At 41.9% G+C, this 21287-nt stretch carries 15 protein-coding genes; 8 read left to right on the plus strand and 7 right to left on the minus strand.

Annotated elements, in window-relative coordinates; genetic code table 11:
• On the plus strand, window positions 1-268 hold a 268-nt coding region (locus H6H03_RS40590), incomplete at its 5' end, for a hypothetical protein (protein WP_242058012.1).
• On the opposite strand, the gene H6H03_RS27340 is transcribed toward H6H03_RS40590, so the two are convergent.
• The 3 genes from H6H03_RS27340 to H6H03_RS27350 all read right to left on the minus strand — a co-directional run bounded on the left by H6H03_RS27340 (window position 236) and on the right by H6H03_RS27350 (window position 3324).
• Window positions 236-1177: a tetratricopeptide repeat protein gene (locus H6H03_RS27340; RefSeq protein ID WP_190958201.1), complete on the minus strand. Its 942-nt coding sequence runs from the start codon at window positions 1175-1177 to the stop codon at window positions 236-238. The genes H6H03_RS40590 and H6H03_RS27340 overlap by 33 nt on opposite strands.
• Window positions 1178-1836: 659 nt before the next feature.
• Complete coding sequence (locus tag H6H03_RS27345) at window positions 1837-2226, minus strand: hypothetical protein (RefSeq protein WP_190958202.1); 390 nt, start codon at window positions 2224-2226, stop codon at window positions 1837-1839.
• Window positions 2227-2799: 573 nt separating this feature from the next.
• Entirely contained in the window at window positions 2800-3324 is a 525-nt protein-coding gene (locus H6H03_RS27350) for a DUF2085 domain-containing protein (protein ID WP_190958203.1), read from the minus strand.
• 514 nt (window positions 3325-3838) lie between these two features.
• Between H6H03_RS27350 and H6H03_RS27355 the strand changes: the two genes are divergently transcribed.
• From H6H03_RS27355 to H6H03_RS27370, 4 genes are all read left to right on the plus strand, one after another.
• Window positions 3839-9184, plus strand: a complete 5346-nt coding sequence (locus tag H6H03_RS27355) for a translocation/assembly module TamB domain-containing protein (RefSeq protein WP_190958204.1) — start codon at window positions 3839-3841, stop codon at window positions 9182-9184.
• A 48-nt stretch (window positions 9185-9232) separates the two neighbouring features.
• Window positions 9233-9523 (plus strand): HNH endonuclease, encoded by a 291-nt coding sequence (locus tag H6H03_RS27360; protein WP_313931933.1) that lies wholly within the window; start codon window positions 9233-9235, stop codon window positions 9521-9523.
• A gap of 452 nt (window positions 9524-9975) precedes the next feature.
• Window positions 9976-11850, plus strand: a complete 1875-nt coding sequence (locus H6H03_RS27365; protein WP_190958205.1) for an iron uptake porin — start codon at window positions 9976-9978, stop codon at window positions 11848-11850.
• 136 nt (window positions 11851-11986) lie between these two features.
• Window positions 11987-13663: a CocE/NonD family hydrolase gene (locus tag H6H03_RS27370; protein ID WP_190958206.1), complete on the plus strand. Its 1677-nt coding sequence runs from the start codon at window positions 11987-11989 to the stop codon at window positions 13661-13663.
• 32 nt (window positions 13664-13695) lie between these two features.
• Here the strand turns inward: H6H03_RS27370 and H6H03_RS27375 are convergent, their stop codons facing one another.
• The gene (locus tag H6H03_RS27375) at window positions 13696-14604 is read right to left on the minus strand and encodes an ATP adenylyltransferase family protein (protein ID WP_190958207.1); all 909 of its coding nucleotides are present in this window, start codon (window positions 14602-14604) and stop codon (window positions 13696-13698) included.
• Window positions 14605-14978: 374 nt separating this feature from the next.
• On the opposite strand from H6H03_RS27375, the gene H6H03_RS27380 reads away from it, so the two are divergent.
• Together H6H03_RS27380 and H6H03_RS27385 are read left to right on the plus strand one after the other, a co-directional pair.
• Window positions 14979-16241 (plus strand): HhoA/HhoB/HtrA family serine endopeptidase, encoded by a 1263-nt coding sequence (locus H6H03_RS27380; RefSeq protein ID WP_190958208.1) that lies wholly within the window; start codon window positions 14979-14981, stop codon window positions 16239-16241.
• A gap of 466 nt (window positions 16242-16707) precedes the next feature.
• Entirely contained in the window at window positions 16708-16953 is a 246-nt protein-coding gene (locus H6H03_RS27385; protein ID WP_190958209.1) for a hypothetical protein, read from the plus strand.
• On the opposite strand, the gene aroF is transcribed toward H6H03_RS27385, so the two are convergent.
• The 3 genes from aroF to rpsO form a co-directional block, all read right to left on the minus strand.
• Window positions 16894-17952 (minus strand): 3-deoxy-7-phosphoheptulonate synthase, encoded by a 1059-nt coding sequence (aroF, locus tag H6H03_RS27390; protein WP_190958210.1) that lies wholly within the window; start codon window positions 17950-17952, stop codon window positions 16894-16896. The genes H6H03_RS27385 and aroF overlap by 60 nt on opposite strands.
• A gap of 359 nt (window positions 17953-18311) precedes the next feature.
• Window positions 18312-18782, minus strand: a complete 471-nt coding sequence (locus tag H6H03_RS27395; protein ID WP_190958211.1) for a PAM68 family protein — start codon at window positions 18780-18782, stop codon at window positions 18312-18314.
• Window positions 18783-18794: 12 nt separating this feature from the next.
• On the minus strand, window positions 18795-19064 hold the full coding sequence (rpsO, locus tag H6H03_RS27400; protein ID WP_096537345.1) for a 30S ribosomal protein S15: 270 nt from the start codon (window positions 19062-19064) through the stop codon (window positions 18795-18797).
• Between the two features lie 528 nt (window positions 19065-19592).
• Here rpsO and H6H03_RS27405 point away from each other — a divergent pair.
• On the plus strand, window positions 19593-21011 hold the full coding sequence (locus H6H03_RS27405; protein ID WP_190958212.1) for an AAA-like domain-containing protein: 1419 nt from the start codon (window positions 19593-19595) through the stop codon (window positions 21009-21011).
• The last annotated feature ends 276 nt before the right edge of the window (window positions 21012-21287 follow it).

A 21287-nucleotide genomic window follows, 5' to 3' on the forward strand; every position in this document is an offset into this window, starting at 1 on the left:
GGGAGGTGTGGGAGGTGTGGGAGGTGTGGGAGGTGTGGGAGGTGTGGGAAGAGACGGGGGCATAAATTCTCTTTCTCCCCACACTCCCCCATCTCCCCACACTCCCCACACTCCCCACACTCCCCCATCTCCCCACACTCCCCACACTCCCCCATCTCCCCACACTCCCCACACTCCCCCATCTCCCCACACTCCCCACACTCCCCACACTTCCCCATCTCCCCACACTCCCCAATCACCAGTCCCCAATCACCAAAGCAATTTGTGATATCGATGAGAGTTGCTGTTGTAAATTTTTCAGTAAAGCTAAAGTTAGTTTATAGGTTGTAGTGTCTCCCTGTTGGGCAAAGTATTCTAGCGCCTTTTGTAAGTCTGCAATTGCCGCTGGTTCGCGGCCAAGCTGATGGTAAGCTATACCCCGATTCAGGTAAGCTTGGGCGTTGGTTGGCTTAAGTTTGAGCGATTCAGTAAAATCCCTAACAGCACAAGAGCGATCGCCACTTCTGCTACAAGCACAACCCCGATTATAATAAGCTCTGTAATCATTGGCATTGAGAGCAATTGCCTTTGAAAAGTCGAGCATAGCTGCTTTTAAATCCAATAACTCAAAATGAGCGATTCCGCGATCGTTATAGATATCTGCTTTGAGTACACTAGATATTTGGGGAATATTAGTTAATGCCAGTTCGTAATCTGATATTGCTTGTTGGTGATTACCCAACATAGCATGGGCTACTCCTCGGTTATAGTAAACTCTAAAATCATCAGGTTTGAGTGCGATCGCTTTATTGTAATCTGCGATCGCAGCTTGATAATCCCCTTGTCTGTAGTATGCTAATCCCCGGTTCAGGTGTGCTTCTACATTGTTAGGAGTCAAATTCAGAGCTTGATTGCAATCGGCGATCGCATTTTGATAATCTTTTAATTTTAAATACACAAGACAGCGATGATTGTAAGCCGCAGCAAAATCATTTTTGACCTTAATTGCCTCCGTAAGATTTTCAATAGCTTCTGCATAATTGCCATGCTGTATTTTTTCAATTCCTAACTTGAAAAAATCTCCGGCTGTAATTTCAGTAACGGTAGCGGGTAGCGAGTACCCAGGTGAAGCGATAAAAATACAGACGAGTGCCAAGGCAATACCAAAATTGAGCATGAATCGGTAAAAGCGACTCATAATGATATCTCGCATTGCTAAGAGGATAAAACTAGTAGGTAATATCAAGTTCGTGTGAATACTTGTAATTAGGTTTAATGTACGCAGAGTTTCCAATTATAAGTAATTAAGCGAACTTTATGAGGATGTTTTAAAACCTTTAGATCCTCGGAAATGCTGCTTAAAAATGAAGATTTTCATCAATTATCCGCTTTAACAAGGGCTAATCGCTCCTTATCAATTCCTATTTTCTTACTCTTGGCTGGTGGCGTCAAAAGACAGTCTGTCAAACTGCGGTCTTTTAAATTTTATCAACTTCAATCGAACAAGATAGTTAGGGAAAAGAGAAAAACTTATTTTACGATCATTCACTTTTCCCAATATGAAAAATCAAGTTAACTCATACTAAGTTGCCTTTAAACAGAATATTCTTACTCCTTACTCTCACCGTAAGTTAATATAGGAGTCCGATTTGATTATTGAAAAAATCTAAGTATCTGTAGGGTGCGTTATTGCGAAGCATAACGCACCATTCTTAAGGATTTGGTGCGTTAGCCTTTGGCGTAACGCAACGCCAGTCCGCTCAAGCCGGGAAACCCGCCCATGCGGCTGGCTCCCCTACGTATATTTCAAAAATCAAATATGAGTTCTATATCTTTGATTGCAACTTAGTATAAATTCTAAGGAAGACTATTCCGCAGACGACGCAAACAATTTATCGATGCCGCACAATCACAACCAAACAAAGCTACCGCCGCATCGCTTTCTGCATCTGTCACTCCAAGCAAAGCCTTTTCAAGATTCTCATCAGTGACATCAATCTCTGCTACACCCTTTTGCAAATGAGATAAATCTTTAGTACCAGCGCAGAAAAATTGGCCAAGTTTTGGATGTCTGACACAAGCTTTCTGATCTTCTGCGGATACTGGTGTAGTAGCGGCGTCAGGACGGTCTACTGGTTGGGGATTTATTGGTTCATTAGCGGTGGTGACTTTACTGGTCATTAACATTGAAGCTAAAGACATGAAAGCTGCCGTTTTGGTAGTTAAATTTATTAACAGTTTGTTCATGCAATTTTCCTACAACTAGGTTGGCAATTTAGGTTAATTTTCTCTAAGGCTTAGTAAGGGAATGATGTTTTCCAAGAACCTGGATATTGAAGCAATTTACCTGTAATATACACCATCAAATAAATTGTGACTTTAGACTCACAGATTCTTGAAAAACAAACGGCAAAAAATCAAAGTAAAAGTTTTGAGTTTTTTACCTTGTATCTTTTACATTTATTTATTCCCCAAACAGGAGATTTTTTATTAGAGAGATAGCAATCGATTATACTGCTATTTTCAGAAGCCATCACCCAGTAGCGAACACCACATTCAAGCTCATTCTGGAAGGCAAAGCTAAGGTTAAAGAGCAATGGCAAAGGTTTATCCGCTTGTACTAGTACAATCACGCACTAAACTGTAGAGCAAAAATTACGTAGGCGTAGCCCGTCGTAGACATCGCTTGCATTTCACCTAAGTAATTATACTCAAAATCATAAATGAGAAACAAGCGATCTCAGTAGACATTTCCAGAAATTAATTCTGCCTTACCTGAAACCCCTGTAGAGACGTAGCAATGCTACGTCTCTCCTATGTCTAGTTAGTTTTAGCAGTCTGCCATCCGTGTAAAATCGGCATGGTAAACAACCCCCACGCCAAACCCGTAATCAACCCAAAGGGCGTAACGACGTAATTATTGAAACTCCAAAAACCAAAAACCTCTGCTGCCAATTCCAATGGATAAGCCATCATTAGAACGCTAGCTAAGGCAGCGCCACTCCAGCCATACTGACTTAACCAGTAAAAACCTTTACCATTTGTAACCCCATACAACAGGCGAGTAATTAGCAAACCAGTGACAGTACCGTAGCAACGCATACATACAGCCATAATATACGGAGGTGCTAAATCTAAGCCCATTGTCGGTTGCGGACATACACAATCGCCCATAAAGTAAATGATATTGGCAATTTTGCCAAGCAAAGACACCCCAGACGCAGCCAAAAAAGGAGCAGTTACAGGGCCGACAACCATCCCCGCTAGCATAATGTCAGCAATCAAACTGACCCAATTAAGATTTTTGGCAGATTCTAATTGCCTTGCGGAAACGATTCTTTGCATAAACCTTATTTTGTGTTGTTTTTTTGTCTTTGTTTAATATATTCACATATCTATAGCAATCCGGTTTGATGTAGTAGCGTGACAAGACTAAAAGGTTGCAATAAATTTTCTTGTGGTGTGGCCATCTTGCCCGCACTGGACGGGCGAGACGCCCATTCCACAAGAGTTTATTAATGCACTATTTTAGCCTTGACACGCTAGTAGGGTGCGTTACGCCAAAGGCTAACGCACCAGTTAACGATTTAGGTGCGTTAGGCTACGCCATAACACACCCTACAGATACTTAAAAAGAAGAATTTAGAGATATATAGAACGTTTTGCTATCGAGAAGAGGACTTTTAAAACATCCTCTGACGCTGATTTACTACATAATGCTTTAAAAGCCAAAATGTCAACACTCATCAGAATGAATTATTAATTCTATCTAGAGAAAGTTTTAAGAAATTATTAAAAACATTATGGTATTGTCGGGTAATAAATTTTTTATTACTCTATAGCGGTACTACTCAGGAAAATGACTCGTTCTCCAAATCCAGGAAATGATCGCGAACCAAGAAATCCTCGTCTAAATCTCCTGCTTTTAAAACGTGCCAGTTTGGTTTTAGGCATCATTTTACTTGGAGGAATTGCAGCTGGTGTTTGGTGGACTAGAAACTATGTATATGAAGATCTAGCACCTTTAGTACAGCAAAATCTTGAGCAATTACTTGGGCGTCCAATTAAATTAGGCAGAGTTGAACGTTTTTCACTTTCTAGTTTGAGATTTGCTTCGCTGTCGATACCAGCAACTCCTACCGATCCAGACGAATTGACAGCAAAAGCTGTAGATGTGCAGTTTTCGCCTTTACAAGTTATTTTAACTAGAAAATTACCATTAAATGTCACATTAGTCCAGCCCAATGTCTACATCCAACAGGATCGAGATGGTCGCTGGGTGACGGCACAAGTGAAGAGTGGAGAAGGTGCAGGCCCCATTCAAACTGAGTTGCAAACACTCCAGATTGTTGATGGAAATGTAGAGTTATCGCCAGCCTCTGCACCAAATAAACCTAAAGGTTCTGTAGTTATAAATCAATTCGGTGGTGTTGCAAAGTTTTTACCACGAAACCAAGGCGTTGGTTATGAAATAAATGGTCAACTCACTAGAGGCGGTGCTGTTAAAATCTCTGGTGAAACACAATTTAAAACCGAACAAACTAATCTTAAAGTTGTAGCACAAACTTTACAAGCATCTGATGTCAGTCGTTTAATTGAGTTACCAATTGTTTTGCAAGCTGGGCAAATAGATGCTGATTTAGGAGTTACAATTCCATCAAATGTTTCGCAAATAGCTATTACTGGTACGGCTATTTCTAATCAAGTTACTGCTCAAATTGAAAATCTTCCGCAAAAGTTTGTTAATGCCAATGGCAGATTAATATTTCAAGGTCAAAATATCGCCTTAAATAATTTAACTACAAACTTTGGCAAAGTCCCCATAATCGCAAATGGAGCAGTTAATACTCAAACAGGTTTTAATCTTTCAGCCCAGATAAAACCAGTCAGTGCGAGAAATATCTTAGACACGCTGAAAATAAATTCGCCGGTGGTGGCTATCGGTGAAGTGCAAGCAAATATCAAGTTGCAGGGGCCACTCCAGCAGCCTGTTCTTAGCGGTATTGCTAGCAACACCAAGCCAGTTCAAGTTGACCGCGTTCAATTCAAAAGTGTCAACACTGATTTTAAGTTAAGTGTATCTAAAAAGACATCTACCATCGCCGTCTCAAATCTGAAATTAGTCCCCGCAGCAGGTGGTGAAATTACTGGAAGCGGTCAAGCTACACTTAACGATCGCGTAAAATTTAATATTATAGCTGACGGTGTTTCCGGAGATGTACTGGCACGCAGCTACGGCTTCACTCCCCCAATTAATGTTGGCAATGTCTCAGCAAGGGCAGAAATTACTGGCTCACTGGGCAAACAACCCTTAGCACTGAATGTTTCCAGTCTGCAAATACAGCCACCAGCTGGGGGGCAAATCCTGGGTAATGGTCAAATTCAGCTGACACCACAAGGCAACGTCTTGTTTAACATTCAAGCCCAAAATATACCAGGAGATGTCCTCGCCAATACAAACAATACCTCATCTGCCATCAAAATTGGTACGGTCTCAGCAAATGCCAGAGTTAGCGGCACTCTTGGGAATCTGCGGACAGTGGTGCAACTGCAAGCGCCTACTGCCACCTATCCTACTACGGGACGAGTTGCGATCGCTCAACAAGGGCAGAATATCCTATTCCCAAGTGCTGTTTTTAACGTCGCAGGTGGTAGAATCATTGGCACAGGACGAGTTGCCCAACAACGCTGGCAAGCTTTTGTCAACGCTCAAAGCTTGCAATTAAATCGTTTCCAGCAAATACCACCGCAGTTTCAGGGAGTTCTCAGCAATGCAGCGTTGAATTTATCAGGAAGCACTGCTTCTTTTCAACCCTCAACCATTCAAGCCACAGGACGAGCAAACTTGAATGTGGCGGGAGGTACGCTTAACGTCAGGGATATTAACCTGAATGCCGGTCGTTGGCAAGCAGTTGCTAATGCTTCCCAAATTCAACTAGGTCGTTTCTCACCACAACTGCGAGGACGACTGAGTAGTAACGTCAAGTTGACGGGTACAACAAACTCCTTCCAGCTTGCAGATATTCGCGCAGCAGGACAAATTCGGGCTTCACAATTAGCACAGTTAGGGCAACCGCTGACAGCACAATTTCAGTGGAATGGACAGCAAATTATAGTTGAACGGGCAACCACACCAGGAGTTAGTGCTCGTGGTGCGATCGCTGTACAATTACCTCAAACGGGTACACCCCAAATTGCTGGCATTAATTTGAATGTCCAAGCCCAGAATTTCAACCTCAAAAATACAGGCGCTTTTGTTCCCGGAGATTTAACATTAGCAGGGTTATTAGATTTTAATGGACAAATTACAGGCACTCCTAACACTCCTCAGGCTACTGGTAGTATCCGGCTGCGGAATTTTAATGTCAGTAACTTGGCATTCGACCCAGTTTTAACTGGAAATGTGAATTTTCAAGGCGGACAGGGAGCAAGCTTGCAACTTGCTGGCACGCAAGACAGGATAGCTTTAAACCTGGGTGCAGATTATCGCCCAACGTCGTTTTTAGTCAAGCGGGATGCGGCGGTAACCACAGGGACAAGACAGGGAGATAACTTGATTATCAATGCCCAACAGTTTCCCATAGCGCTGGTTGGCGGCTTTTTACCGGATAATAGATTGAAACCTCTAGCAGGGCAATTATCTGGAAATTTAGTTGTTAATCTTAATAATTATGCCGTGAGTGGAGACGTAGCGATCGCTAACCCACGTGTTGCCAGAGCCTCAGCAGACGAATTTCGCGGTAATATCAACTATGCCGATGGTGCTGCTAGCTTAACTAACGGTTTATTGCGGTTAGGAAGCGGCAATATAGCCTTAAGTGGCAATTTACAAACTGGAAATGACCCGAAATTTCAAGTACAAGCTAACGTAAACCAAATTCAAGTCCAGCAACTCTTACAAGCTTTTAATATCTACGACTTTCAAGACCTTGGTAGCGGGTTAGAGTCTCCGACCTTAGCGGGAGCAGAAGCACTTAACACCACACCCGTTAGTTTACCAAATGCAGATTTAAAAACCCAGTTAGAATATTTCTCCAAGATAGAAACATCGGTAGCACAACAACAACAAACAGATACCCAACAACCAGCACCTTTACCGACCCTTGCACAATTAACAGGTGCATTGAATGGGGGAATTTCAGCTAGTGGTTCCTTAAAATCTGGACTCAATGCCGCCTTTAATATCCAAGGTGATAATTGGCAATGGGGTCAATACTCCATTAATCAAGTTATAGCTAGAGGCAATTTTGCAGATGGTGTAGTCACACTTTCACCATTGAGTGTGGGAATAAATCAAGGATTAATCGCTTTTTCTGGACAGTTGGGAACCGAAAAATTAGCTGGAAATTTGAATATAGCAAGTTTACCTTTATCACTTTTACAGCCGTTTATCGAAAAATATCCTATAGATATTACTGGTCAACTTAATGCTACGGCTAATTTGCAAGGCAGTTTAAAAGATCCTACAGTTAATGGCTCGGCATCGTTGGCTAATGCCACTTTAAATCAGCAACCCATACAAACAGGACAGCTAAAATTTAACTATGACAATGCCCGCGTAAATTTTGATAGTACCTTGCTGTTGACCGGAACACAACCCATTGCAATTACAGGTAGCATACCGGCTCCTTTACCTTTTGTGGCAGTAAAACCGGATAATAATCAAATCAATCTTAACGCCAAGGTGAATAATGAAGGCTTGGCACTGTTAAATGTATTTACCAACAATCAAGTTAGCTGGGTAAATGGTGAAGGTGAAGTGGATGTCAAAGTTCAAGGTACTTTAAGCCAGCCAATTATCAATGGAACTGCCAGAATTAATAATGCTACTTTTACCGCTCAAGCTTTATCCGATCCTCTAACAAATGTTACAGGAACAGTACTATTTAATGGCGATACGCTCAATGTCGAAAAAATTCAAGGCAATTATAATCAAGGGCTAGTAGCTGCATCAGGAATTCTGCCAATTTTTACTCCCCAGCAAGGTGCATCTAATCCTCTGACTGTATCGATAGAAAAACAACTTAATTTTAAAGTTCCGGCATTATATGAAGGCGATGTTAGTGGTAGCGCCGTCATTCGGGGAACAGCACTAAATCCGATAATTGGTGGAGAAATTGAACTGAGTAATGGTCAAGTTATTATCGGAAAATCCGCCACAGAAACTTCAAAACCAGCAACTACATCAGAAACTACTACTATTACTCTCGATACACCAGAAACTAATACTAATACAACTACATCAGAGCCTACTTCTACTGCTTCCAATACACCAGAAACTACCACTACTCCCCCAACTAGACCCAACTTACCTGTAGAGTTTGCAGATTTACGGTTGCTTTTGGGTAACGATGTTCGAGTTACCACTGAGCCTTTACTTAGCTTTGTACCGGGGGGAGCAGCGTTGACTCAACCCATACTCAGCTTTGACGCTGAAGGCGACTTGACCATCAATGGTACCTTAGCCAAGCCCCTCCCTCAAGGACTCATCCGTTTAACAGGAGGACGCCTGAGCTTATTTACAACTGAGTTTACCTTGGCGCGGGGTTACGAACATACTGCGCGATTTACTCCCAGTCAAGGGCTTGACCCTACCTTAGATGTGCGATTGGTGGCAATTGTACCTGAAGCATCGGCAACGAGCAATCGAATTTTGGAATCACCTTTGTCTGCGGAAATCAGTGATGCTTCTGTGAATAACTTTGGAACATTACGTACCGTTCGCGTGCAAGCAAGGGCGACAGGGCCAGCCAGTGAATTAGGAGAAAATCTCGAATTAACGAGCGAACCCGGACGGAGTAGAGGAGAAATCGTGGCTTTGCTGGGTGGTTCGATTTTGAATTCTTTGAGTCAACCAGGAGATTTAGGCCAAGGATTGACTAATTTCGCCAGTTCTACTATTTTAGGTAGTCTGCAAGGAACTATAACTGCGATCGGACAAGCTGTTGGTTTTAATGAGTTTCGCATATTTCCGACCCCTACCACCAATGAAGAATCAAGAAGATCTTCGGTTCTTGATTTGTCAGCGGAAGGTGTTTTTAATGTGAATCGGAATTTCTCTGTTTCTTTATCGCGGGCTTTTTCTACCAACGAGTCTTTCCGTTACAATGTGCTTTACCGCCTCAATGATGAAATTCTGGTACGCGGCTCAACTAATTTGGATAATGACAGTCAATTCTTAGTAGAGTATGAAAATCGATTTTAAAAGAATTCAGAAATTAGAATAAGTTAGATAACATTCTAGCAAAATAAGGTGTCTAAGATTCAACAACAGCAATGCGAACTTTGTCAAAGAGAGATGGAAAATTTAACTATCCATCACTTAGTTCCACGGCAAAATACCAAACGCAAAAAACAAGACCCAGGCCCAACAATAAATATCTGTTCTGCGTGCCATCGTCAGATTCATGCTTTATTCGACAATAAACTGCTTGCCAAAGAACTCAACACAATAGACAAGCTCAGCAATGAGCCGCAAATGCAAAAATTTTTGGCTTGGGTAAAAAAGCAAGACCCAGGTAAGCGAGTTTCAGTCCATCGCTAAACAATAAAGTGCGAGTGGGTGAGGAAGTTTCAAGAATAATTACTAATTGGTAATACCCGCTGCATCAGCAAGCCAGCTATGTAATTCGTAATTAAAAGGGTTGAATTCACCGCTAAATTTTTTGAAAATTAGCGGTCTAGAATTAGTTGGGATCTAAATCCCCTACCTTATTAATTACGAATTATTTTCAATACGATTACCATTGATATTACTCAATATTAATTATAAGATTTATCTATAGTAATTTTTGTAATTTTCTCTCTGAAATAGTATTTACTATTATTTAATGCTTGCGATAAACATTTATGTATCGATAAGTCATATCAGCGAAGTAAATTCCTGATATTTAAAGTTCAAAATATTAGTTTTCTAAAAAACTTTAAATTTACTTATCAATCATGTTAAAATATCGCAATTAAATTTTTCACATTTCATATATTTTGGGAGATTTCATGAGGAAATATCTACTAGCCTCTGCTGGTGGAGCAGGTTTTTTGTGGATAATTGGCGGATTATTACCTGCACAAGCCCTTACTAAATTAAATATTTCGGACGAAAATGCACTAATCGATCGCCATCCGGTCAGCTACAATCAAACTGATTATTTTGTAGCTCAAGAATTGAATCCAAAAGATTTATCCTCAATCAATCAAGAACAAAAAAATGAAAATTTAGGGTTAGATAATACTGCTAACTCTTTGCCAGAAATCACACCAAAACCAGCAAATTCATCTCCATCATCAGAGAAACTTGCACAAGTAACATCTGTAACACAATTATCTGATGTACAACCCACTGATTGGGCTTTTCAAGCACTACAATCTGTGGTGGAGCGCTATGGTTGTATCGCCGGTTATCCCAATCTTACCTATCGCGGCAATCGGGCACTGACTCGCTACGAATTTGCAGCTGGCTTAAATGCTTGCCTAGATAGAGTCAACGAGCTAATTGCTACAGCAACCGGTGATTTGGTCAATAAAGAAGATTTAGCGACCTTGCAAAAATTACAAGAACAATTTGCTGCGGAATTGACAACATTGCGCGGTCGTGTAGATGCAGTAGAAGCGCGGACAGCAGAAATAGAAGCAAATCAGTTTTCTACTACTACTAAACTCAATGGTGAGGCTATTATTGCTGCTATTGGTGCTACCGGTGGCGCTCCTGATACGGACGATCCGAATATCATCCTAGTTAATAGAGTGCGGTTAAATCTGACCACTAGCTTTACAGGTAAAGATTTATTAATTACTGGTTTGCAAGCTTACAACTTTTTAGGCGGAACAGATGGTAGTGGTAGCCTGCAACAAAGTTTAGGATTAGCTTCGCCTTTACTGAGTTCTAGTAGCGCTCGTACCAGTTTTGAACCGCAATTTCCTGGGGTTAACGTCAATACTTTGTCCACCTTCGGGGCAAATAGCGTACAGCTTTACAAATTGCTGTATATTTTTCCCGTTGCTAAAAAATTAACCTTATTTGCGGGAACTGCGGCGGAAACATCAGATGCTTTTCCAGCAATTACACCTTTTTATGGTGAGGGACAAGAATCAATTTCTCGTTTTGCTGGTTTAAATCCTGTGTTACGTGTCTCTGGTGGAACTTCTGGTTCTGGTTTAGCATCGGCGGCAGGATTTATTTATACTGTTTCCCCAAACCTAGATTTCAGAGCTTTATATGGTAGCGTCAATGCTAACCTTCCTCAAAAATCTGCAAATGAAGCATTACCAGGGGTTTCCACTACACCATTAGGAGGAGGTTTTTTCAGTGGTAGTAGTGTTATAGCCGCACAGTTAACCTTCAAGCCCACCCGTGACCTTGATATTGGTCTGAACTATGCTAACAGCTACCACGAAATCAATATTTTAGGTACAGGATTAATTAGCAGTGACATCGGTGCTTTAGGTGGTGTAGCAGCTGGCACACCAGTGAAGCTCAACTCTGTTGGGGGTACTTTGACATGGCGATTTTCTCCCAAGATAGCCTTATCTGGCTACGGTGCAGCACTGTTTGTTGATGATTCTTCTGGAGATGTTGATGCTTCCACTACCTTTACAAGTTGGATGGTGGGAGTCCACTTCAGTGACTTATTCAAATCAGGAAACAATGCGGGAATTATTTTTGGTCAACCGCTTTACCGTAGTGATGCTAGTGGTGCGGCTGTACTTGGTTCAAACCGAGCTACCCCTTATCATTTAGAAGGGTATTATCGCGTCAAGCTCAGTGATAACATTAGCATTACCCCTGGTGCATTTGTTCTGTTTAACCCAGAGGGTGACAGCAGAAACGAAACAACAACGGTAGGTGTCCTGCGGACTACTTTTACGTTTTAAGGAAGTAGGGAGATAACAATTCAAAATTAAAAATTCAAAACTTGTACTGAGCTTGTCGAAGTATTCAAAATTAAAGACATTTTGAGTCGGGGATTTAAACCCCGACTCCGGTTGTAAGTCCGAAATTATCAGATTCATGCTGAAAATTCTCCCCAAACAAACAGCCTCCATGCACACCCGCGACGGTGTTCGCCTGGATGCAGACATCTATCGCCCAGATGCTGATGGTGAATTTCCGGTATTATTAATGCGACAACCCTATGGTAGAGCGATCGCGTCTACTGTTGTCTATGCCCACCCTACTTGGTATGCTGCCCACGGCTACATCGTCGTTATTCAAGATGTCCGAGGACGCGGTACTTCTGAAGGCGAATTTCAATTATTTGCTCACGAAATTTTAGATGGCGAAGATACAGTAAATTGGGCAGCAAATTTACCTGGTAGTAATGGCAAAGTTGGCATGTATGGGTTTTCCTATCAAGGAATGACTCAGCTATGTGCCGCAGTTAATCAACCAAGCGCCCTCCTAACAATTTGCCCTGCCATGATTGGCTATGATTTATATACCGATTGGGCTTATGAAGGAGGCGCATTTTGTTTACAAACTAACCTCGCTTGGGCAATTCAATTAGCTACAGAAACCGCCCGTTTGCGAGGAAATAAAACAGTTTATCAAGCTTTATTTGCCGCTTCTCGTAATTTACCTTTAACTAATCCAGAAATTCTCCAACAACTTGCCCCACATTCCTTTTATCATGAGTGGCTAGCACATTCTCAACCAGATGAATATTGGGAAAAACTTTCACCCAAACACCACTTGCAAGCTGTTGATTTGCCCATGTTCCATATCGGAGGATGGTTTGATACTTATCTACGGGGCACTCTACATTTATATAAAGATATGGCAGCCCGTAGCACTAAACCCCAACATTTGTTAGTCGGGGCTTGGGCGCATTTACCTTGGGGTCGTAAAGTCGGGGAAATTGACTTTGGCGCTAAAGCCGCCAGTCCCGTAGATAAAATGCAAATTCGCTGGTTTGACCAATTTCTCAAAGGTGAAAATACAGGTTTATTGCACGAATCCCCCGTTTGCCTATTTGAAATGGGAACCAATATTTGGCGCACTTTCCCCAAATTTCCCACACCAATACACAAATCCTACTTCTTGTCAACAACCGGACTTGCCAGCATCCGCGAAGACTCCGGAACCCTAACCCCCAACCCCCAGTCCCCAGTCCCCAATACCTTCGATGTATTAGTCCACGACCCTTGGCGCCCAGTTCCGGCCTTAGGCGGTCATGCCGGAATTCCTGCGGGTGTATTTGAGCGATCGCATCTTGATTGCCGTTCCGATGTCTTAACTTACACCAGCGAACCACTAGGAGAAGATTTACATTTAGCAGGGGATGTGGCGGTGGAAATCTACTGTACTGCCGACCAACCGAGTTATGATTTGTCTGCTGTCCTATCAGAAGTACATCCCGATGGACGAGTGTATAATTTGACCCAAGGCTATGTACATTGTCGAGATGTTAACGCCTCTACAAAAATTCAGCTACAAGCGACTTGTGCGCGAATTGCCAAAGGAAACGCCCTGCGTCTGAGTTTAAGCGCAGCGTGTTTTCCAGCCTACGCAATGAATTCTGGAAACGGTACAATTACCAGCAGCGACAGTTTACCAGAAGCTCAGATTATCACGTTAACTGTGAATTGTGGAGGCCAGTTTAATTCTCATCTTTTATTACCTGTAGTCTCAGAGGGGGATGAGAGAGACGTGGGGACGCGGGGACGCAAAGACGCGGAGAACAACTAATGCCCCATGCCCTATGCCCTATGCCCTATGCCCTATGCCCTATGCCCTATGACACCAACACTCTTCAAAATATTCATCGGCCCTTGGTCTTTGAGGAGTTGCATTTCTTCAGCATTCTTTACTAGCAAGGCACCGGCGAATCCTAATGAATTCACCGAGATGGTGTGGAAATGTTCTTGCGATCGCGGTACAATCATCATCCATTCTCGTGTCATCAGCAAATTGTAAGCACCCAATTGCGTTGTATTTAAACCTACAGCCTCTAACAAGGTACGATAAACTGCCAATGTTGCTTCACCCCCAGTGAATGGAGACTCCACCCACTGAGGATTTAAGGGTGCGAAGGCATGTAAAAAAGGAAGTTTTGGTAAAGTTGCGGTAGAGTTTTGAAATTGTGCCTCCCTTAACAGAGGTTCAATAGGTATCTGCAATCCTGAAGGTGCAAGTGGTAGCGGGACTAATTGCAAGTGTTTATGTCGCTGACTAGCACCTGCGAGTTTGCCACTGTTGTAGAATCCTAAACCGTCAAAATCAGCTAGACATGCCCACATGGCAGTAAAATCTTCCAAAGTGAGTAGACTTTCCTGTTCTTCAAAGGCACGGGTGATAATTAGTAGATGATAATCAACAACATTGAATTTATTTAAAATACATACATGAGTATCAGAAATATCCGCCACAAATAAATCTTCTTCATAAGGTAAGAAAGGATTAAATTCTTGACCGGAAGTAGCAGATTGTTTTTCCTGTTTTTCTTTGGCTGCTTTTTTACGATTTAAATTAGACAAAATCCGCACTAAAAAACGCACGTCATCTTGTTCCACAAACTCAAATTCCGTCGGTATTGATAGCAGCGCCCCACATTTCAAAGCATGTTCAGTCCGTTCTTTGACACTTGTCCATAAAGTACCAGGCTGAAGTAATATTTTTCCTTGTCCCATTTTTATTCCTTCAAGTATGGTTAGATATTATATAAGAATTCAGAATTCAAAGTTAAGAAGACTTTGACACCAGAATCAGGGTCTATAAGATTTTCTCTAGGCACAAGGGGTAGGATATGTAGCTTAAGTTGTTGAGTAGCGATATCAAAAAACAATAATATTTAAAATCCAAAATTTCAAATTTACGTCGCGAATTCTGAATATACCCATGACTAAAGTCATGAGTTTCAATGGTGCACAGTTGCCATTATGGCTGCGGAGTTACTTAGTAGTAAAAAACTAAACCTTTCACAATAACGTAATACCTCTGCAACAAAACTGTCATAAATAATATCTACATTAGTAATACATATTCGATATGCTTCCAAACAGCAATGCAAAACCAATCTCGTGATGGAGAACACCCATCAAATAGCATTTTATCCCACACTGCTGACGCCAAATACCATAATCCAGCACCCTGGAAAAAGGCTGCGGCCTCTCTATCGCTGGTGCTACTGGGATCGGGTATGACATTGGCAGGTGGCTATCTGGCTGGACATCAAGAGCAAGTGTCTGAGACTGCATCTAATTTGGCAGTCGGTCGAGTCAATGCTGCTCCTCCATTACCAGCCACCACAGATCCGAATTTTGTGACACAGGTGGTGCAAAAGGTAGGGCCAGCAGTAGTACGAATCAACTCCTCCCGAACCGTAAAAACCCAGTTACCAGATGAATTCAACGATCCGTTTTTTCAGCGCTTTTTTGGTTCCCAACTACCACAATCACAAGAAAGGGTAGAACGGGGTACTGGTTCAGGTTTTGTCATCAGTGCTGATGGTCGTATTCTCACGAACGCCCACGTGGTAGATGGGGCGGATACTGTGACGGTGACACTCAAGGATGGGCGCACCTTGCAAGGTAAGGTGCTAGGAAAAGATGAGTTAACCGATGTGGCTGTGGTCAAGATTCAAGCGGATAATCTACCGACAGTAGCTTTGGGTAACTCAGACCAACTGCAACCAGGAGAATGGGCGATCGCGATCGGTAATCCCCTTGGCCTGGATAATACAGTAACAACCGGAATCATCAGCGCTACTGGACGCAGTAGCAATCTAATCGGCGCTCCCGATAAGCGAGTAGAGTATATTCAAACTGATGCTGCAATTAATCCCGGTAACTCTGGCGGCCCTCTGCTCAATTACCGTGGTGAAGTAATTGGCATGAATACAGCCATTATCCAAGGTGCCCAAGGATTAGGCTTTGCCATTCCCATCAACACAGCACAACGTATTTCTAGTCAATTAATAGCTACAGGTAAAGTTCAACATCCTTATTTAGGAATTCAGATGGTGGGGTTAACGCCTCAGTTAAAACAAAGTATTAACTCAGATCCTAATAGTGGTTTGAGTGTCAATGAAGATAAAGGTGTATTAGTTGTAAAAGTTATGCCGAATTCCCCAGCCGCTAAAGCTGGAATACGCGCTGGTGATGTCATCCAAAAGCTAGGCGGTCAATCAGTTACAGATGCTAGCAGCGTCCAAAAGGCCGTCGAAAATAGCCAAGTCGGTGGAGATTTACGCCTAGAGTTACGCCGCAATGGGCAAAATCTTAACCTAGCTGTGCAGCCTGGTGCCTTCCCTAGTGAAGTACAATAACAGTTTTTGAGTCAAGGTGAAATTTTAAGGATGGGTGTTGCACCCGTCCTTTTTTTTTCAGGCGATGAAGGTGGGTAATAAGTAGAAGGCAGGGGGGCAGGAGGAAAAAGCTAATTTACAATTATCTGAATTCTGAATTATGAATTTTTACAACTAAAGAATCATTTTTAAATTTTTTCTTTATGACATTAGTCACGTTTTAATTAATTACCTTTTTCACTGGTGTATATTTCTCTTCAATTTTAGTATTTACTTGTCCAAGAGATTAAAAAAACAGAATTCAGAAGTCAGGATACAGAATTTTCTTGCTTGTATTCTGGTGTAGCTTGGCGATAAATAAATAGGTTGAAATCCCCACTAAATTTTAAATTTGGTTTAAATTTGGTGGTCTGAAATTATCCAAAAGTCTAAGCTTAGGCTTCCTCACCACAGACAGCAGTTACTTTAAATGGGGTAAGCAGGAAGTGTGGGAGGTGTGGGAGGTGTGGGAGGTGTGGGAGGTGTGGGAGGTGTGGGAGGATGGGGAAGAAATCTTTCCCCCCTCTCTCCCCACACTCCCCACACTCCCCTCTCTCCCCCATCTCCCCCATCTCCCCACACTCCCCACACTTCCCCATCTCCCCAATCACCAGCCCCCAGTCCCCAGTCCCTCTTAAACCAGAGCTACTGCTGGTTGCTGCCAGCGTCCTACTGCCTTACCAATTACCGCTAATTCTTGCATCAATTTATCAAAACGGTCTGGTGTCAGAGATTGGGGGCCATCAGATAAAGCTTTGGCAGGGTTGGGGTGAACCTCAATCATAAGAGAATCAGTACCAGCTGCGATCGCTGCCATTGCCATTGAAGGTACAAACTCAGACCAGCCTACGCCGTGGCTTGGGTCAATCATGATTGGTAGGTGAGTTAACTTACGCAACACTGGCACTACTGATAAATCCAGTGTATTTCGTGTATACTGACGGTCAAAGGTACGTATTCCTCTTTCACACAAAATCACATTGGAATTGCCAGCTGCCAAAATATACTCGGCTGCCATTAACCAATCTTCAATTGTAGCCGCCATTCCCCGCTTCAATAGGACTGGTTTTGGCTGCGCTCCCACTTTTTTGAGCAAGGAGAAATTCTGCATATTCCTTGCCCCTACCTGAATCACATCTGCAATTTCAGCAATTCTATCCAGGTCAACGGCATCCATGACTTCTGTAATAATACCTAGTCCGCTGACTTCCCGCGCCTTTGCCAATAATTCCAAAGCACTGTCGCCGTGTCCTTGGAAAGCGTAAGGTGAAGTCCGGGGTTTGTATGCACCTCCCCGCAAAAACTTTGCTCCTGCGGCTTTGACGCGGCGTGCCGTCTCTACAATCATTTCTTCGTTTTCTACGGAGCAGGGGCCGGCTACCACTATTAAAGGGTGGTGTTCGCCAAATACCACTGTTTCATTCGGTAGATTAACCACCACTTCTGAAGCTTCACCGTGGCGAAACTGGCGACTAGCACGTTTGTAAGGCTGCTCTACCCGTAACACCTGCTCAATCCAAGGACTAAGTTCTTGAATTTGTAGCGGATCTAAGCTGGCAGTTTCACCTACTAGACCAATAACTACTTTGTGTTTACCAACAATTTTTTCTGGAGTTAACCCCCAACTACTTAGTTCCTCATCAATGCGGTTTATTTCCGCCTCTGGGGAACCACTTTTCATTACTATAATCATGTCAATGTTCCTGATTTACTGAGTAAATTCTTCTGTAAATGGACGTAGTTTTATTGTTACGTATTTGCCTAATTAGGAATAGTTCAAACTAAGTTTATTTACAAAATAAATGGACAGAATATACTAGTCAGTAAAATTACTATTATATTAATTAATATTTAGTATAAATTATCTATAGTATTTAAATTGTGAAGCAGAATTCAGGAGTCAGAATTTATACTAAGTTGCGTTCTAACAGAATATTTTTACTAAAGCTGTTGGCGCATCTCTACAACAGGCTACTGACAATTTTTTTGTAAGGGAGTGGCAGTTTCCAATCCCCCACTTCTGGTTCTGAATTCTGAATTCTGAATTCTTCTTCAAGAGTTTTTTTGCCGAGTTTCTCGCCAAACTGCCACCATTCGTCCCCAATTAGTGCCGAATTCACCCAAACCCAGCAGACTTCCGGCTGTTTCTTCATCCCAAGAGGCAGAGAGAACGCCATAAGTTATCCCTAAAACGCCCAAACCAAATAATCCCATGTTTACCAATAACACGGCAATGGGAGCTAGTTTGATGTTGGCGTAGGTGGCAAGCAGATAGCTCGCAATCAAGGTGCTAATGCCCAAAGCTGTTGGTACACCACAAAACACAGCTACCCGTCGAACCATCCGCTGGCTGACTACTTTCGGAATCGCCATTTCTTCTTTGGTGTAAGGCGGCTTCCTATCAGGTTGGTTGCTGGATTTTTGTGGCGTTGCTGCTGGTTTAGCTTGAGCTTTTACGGGTTTTTGGCGCTTTTTGTTTGGTTCAAAAGGCAAGCGATTGCGTTCTGATTCTTCAGCAGACATAAGCGATCGCCTCTAACCCCGAATACCGAGACGAGCAATCAAAGCTAGATACTTTTCCCGATTTTCCTTTTGGATATAAGCTAGAAGACGCTTGCGTTGACCAATTAGCTTCAACAGTCCCCGCCGGGAAGAATGGTCTTTTTTATTTGCCTGGAGATGTTCGCTGAGGCGGTTGATCCGCTCAGTTAGCATGGCAACTTGAACATCGGCTGAACCAGTGTCGGTTTCGTGAACTTGGTAGTTGGAAATTATTTCTTGTTTCCGCAGTTGCGTCAGAGCCATGATCTAATTTTTAGTTTTTCAATAAATGTATGCAGCAGTCTCCCATAATATCACAGCCATTAAGGGGATGTAGAGTCATCTAGGTTGAAAATAGCGTTAACTGTTGACTGATGACTGGGAAAAAATATTTTCATGCCTTGGTTGTGGAATTTTTTGGCGATTGACCGAAGAACAAAAAAATACAATCCCCTGAATTTATTTATACATATCCTTCAGTGCCTGTAAATTAAGTGGTGTTTTAAACTACTTCACGGGTTATCTAATACAAACGTATCTTAAGTAACAGTTTCATCAATGGAGCGGATGGTTGATTAGGGGAGTATAAATAAATTCAAGTTTCTAATTGAGGTTTTAGCTTTTTGGTACTAGTTTTCAAGCACAAAGCCACTTCTGTTTATTTGTACCCACTTAGTTGAAAGCTAAAAAAAAGCTTAAAACATTTCAGTAACACTTAAATAAGCGATTGAAAAAATGAGAAAATTAGGGGATAGTTAAAAAGTTAACAAAAACAGGTTAATAACTAGCGACATGAAACCACAAAAAAGCACGCGCAGCCGGGGTGTTGTGCTGAGTTCTGTCGGGTTAAAGCGTTTACAGGCAGCGATTTTGGCTATGGAGGTAGCAGAAAATTATGGCCAGCGTTTGACTCTAGAGAAGTTGGGCGAACGCATGAATATCTCCACAAAAACACTGAGCAGATTGTTATCCCTGGATACGGGTGTAGACCAAAAGACTTTAAAACTCTGTTTTAGCGCTTTTAATTTAGAATTAAACCCACAAGATTATACAATTCTCAACGAAGCAGATAAGGTTCAAGCTTCGCAATTAATTTCATTGAATTTACATAAACAAAAAACAGATTTATATCAAAGTTTAGTTCTTGATTCTTTTGTTAACGAACAAGCTGACCAATTTGAAAGTTTTTGGCCATATCCAGATGGGCCTGTACCCCTCGATTCACCTCTGTATATTGAACGTCCGCCTCTTGAAGAATTAGTTTATCGGGAGATAATTCAACCAGGCTGCGTGATTCGGATTAAAGCACCCAGACAGATGGGTAAGAGTTCTCTGGTGCTGCGGTTGTTAGCCTTTGCACAAAAGCAAGGGTATCGAACAGCGAATTGGAATTGCTACCAGATCGATTCTGAGTCTTTGACTAATTTAAACAAGTTGTTGCGCGGTTTTTGCTGGCATATTGCTAGAGAATTAGGCATAGATCCCAACTTGAATGAAATGTGGGATGAAGAAATTGGCTGTAAGTTGAGTTCCAGTTTTTATTTGCAAAGCTATTTGCTCAAGCAAATTACCAGTCCAGTAGTTTTAGTTTTAAATGAAGTTGACCGCTTTTTTGAATATCCTCACATTGCTCAAGAATTTTTTGCATTATTGCGTTCGTGGTGTGAGGAAGCACAACAAAATCCAAATTGGCAGAAGTTGAAATTGGTAGTGGTTTATTCTACAGAAGAGTATGCCACCCTAAATATTAACCGCTCTCCCTTCAACATTGGATTACCTATCCGGCTTGGAGAATTTACTCAACAACAGATAGAAGATTTAGCTAGGCGACACGGTTTAAATTGGAATTCTAGCAAAGAATCCAGCCAACTGATGTCATTTGTAGGCGGTCATCCAGCATTAATTCGGATTTCGCTATATTTTCTTTGCTCCCAAGAAATGACTCTCCAAGAAATGATGGAAGAAGCGATCGCCAATGGTGGCATTTACCGCTATCATTTATGGCGACTGTGGTTGCAACTACAAGAAAAACCCACTTTAGCAAAGACTTATGGTCAATTGATAAAATCGCAGCGAAGTACTTATGTGAATCCCATTGAGACCTATAAACTTGATAGTTTAGGTTTGATTCGCTTTGAAGGCGATCGCATTATACCAAGTTGCGAACTCTACCGCGCTTATTTTGGCAAACAGCTATCAACAATTGTTTAAAACCGAAATGGCTGGAAATTCAGAATAACTTTTTGAATTACTTTTAATTTGCTTTATTTAAGGAATTTTCCTCGAATAATTGTCGATATCATCTGACTTTTTTGAGCAAATTCCAAGGACAGTTAAGACACTTAAGCAGACAGTTAATTTTAAGTTTAAATAAATATCAGACAGTTAAGACAGTTAAGACAGTTAAACAAAAAATCAGCGGATTAGATACTTGTAAAGGTGATACAATTCAATTTGAATAAAAGCTGTAAACTTTAACATGTTTAC

The organism is Nostoc paludosum FACHB-159 (assembly GCF_014698835.1).
Taxonomy (GTDB): Bacteria; Cyanobacteriota; Cyanobacteriia; order Cyanobacteriales; family Nostocaceae; genus Nostoc; species Nostoc paludosum.

Bases quoted from the DNA above. Each gene is read 5' to 3' on its own strand.
- H6H03_RS27340 (WP_190958201.1), bottom strand. From the start codon at position 1,177: ATGAGTCGCTTTTACCGATTCATGCTCAATTTTGGTATTGCCTTGGCA.
- H6H03_RS27345 (WP_190958202.1), bottom strand. From the start codon at position 2,226: ATGAACAAACTGTTAATAAATTTAACTACCAAAACGGCAGCTTTCATG.
- H6H03_RS27350 (WP_190958203.1), bottom strand. From the start codon at position 3,324: ATGCAAAGAATCGTTTCCGCAAGGCAATTAGAATCTGCCAAAAATCTT.
- H6H03_RS27355 (WP_190958204.1), top strand. From the start codon at position 3,839: ATGACTCGTTCTCCAAATCCAGGAAATGATCGCGAACCAAGAAATCCT.
- H6H03_RS27365 (WP_190958205.1), top strand. From the start codon at position 9,976: ATGAGGAAATATCTACTAGCCTCTGCTGGTGGAGCAGGTTTTTTGTGG.
- H6H03_RS27370 (WP_190958206.1), top strand. From the start codon at position 11,987: ATGCTGAAAATTCTCCCCAAACAAACAGCCTCCATGCACACCCGCGAC.
- H6H03_RS27375 (WP_190958207.1), bottom strand. From the start codon at position 14,604: ATGGGACAAGGAAAAATATTACTTCAGCCTGGTACTTTATGGACAAGT.
- H6H03_RS27380 (WP_190958208.1), top strand. From the start codon at position 14,979: ATGCAAAACCAATCTCGTGATGGAGAACACCCATCAAATAGCATTTTA.
- aroF (WP_190958210.1), bottom strand. From the start codon at position 17,952: ATGATTATAGTAATGAAAAGTGGTTCCCCAGAGGCGGAAATAAACCGC.
- H6H03_RS27395 (WP_190958211.1), bottom strand. From the start codon at position 18,782: ATGTCTGCTGAAGAATCAGAACGCAATCGCTTGCCTTTTGAACCAAAC.
- rpsO (WP_096537345.1), bottom strand. From the start codon at position 19,064: ATGGCTCTGACGCAACTGCGGAAACAAGAAATAATTTCCAACTACCAA.
- H6H03_RS27405 (WP_190958212.1), top strand. From the start codon at position 19,593: ATGAAACCACAAAAAAGCACGCGCAGCCGGGGTGTTGTGCTGAGTTCT.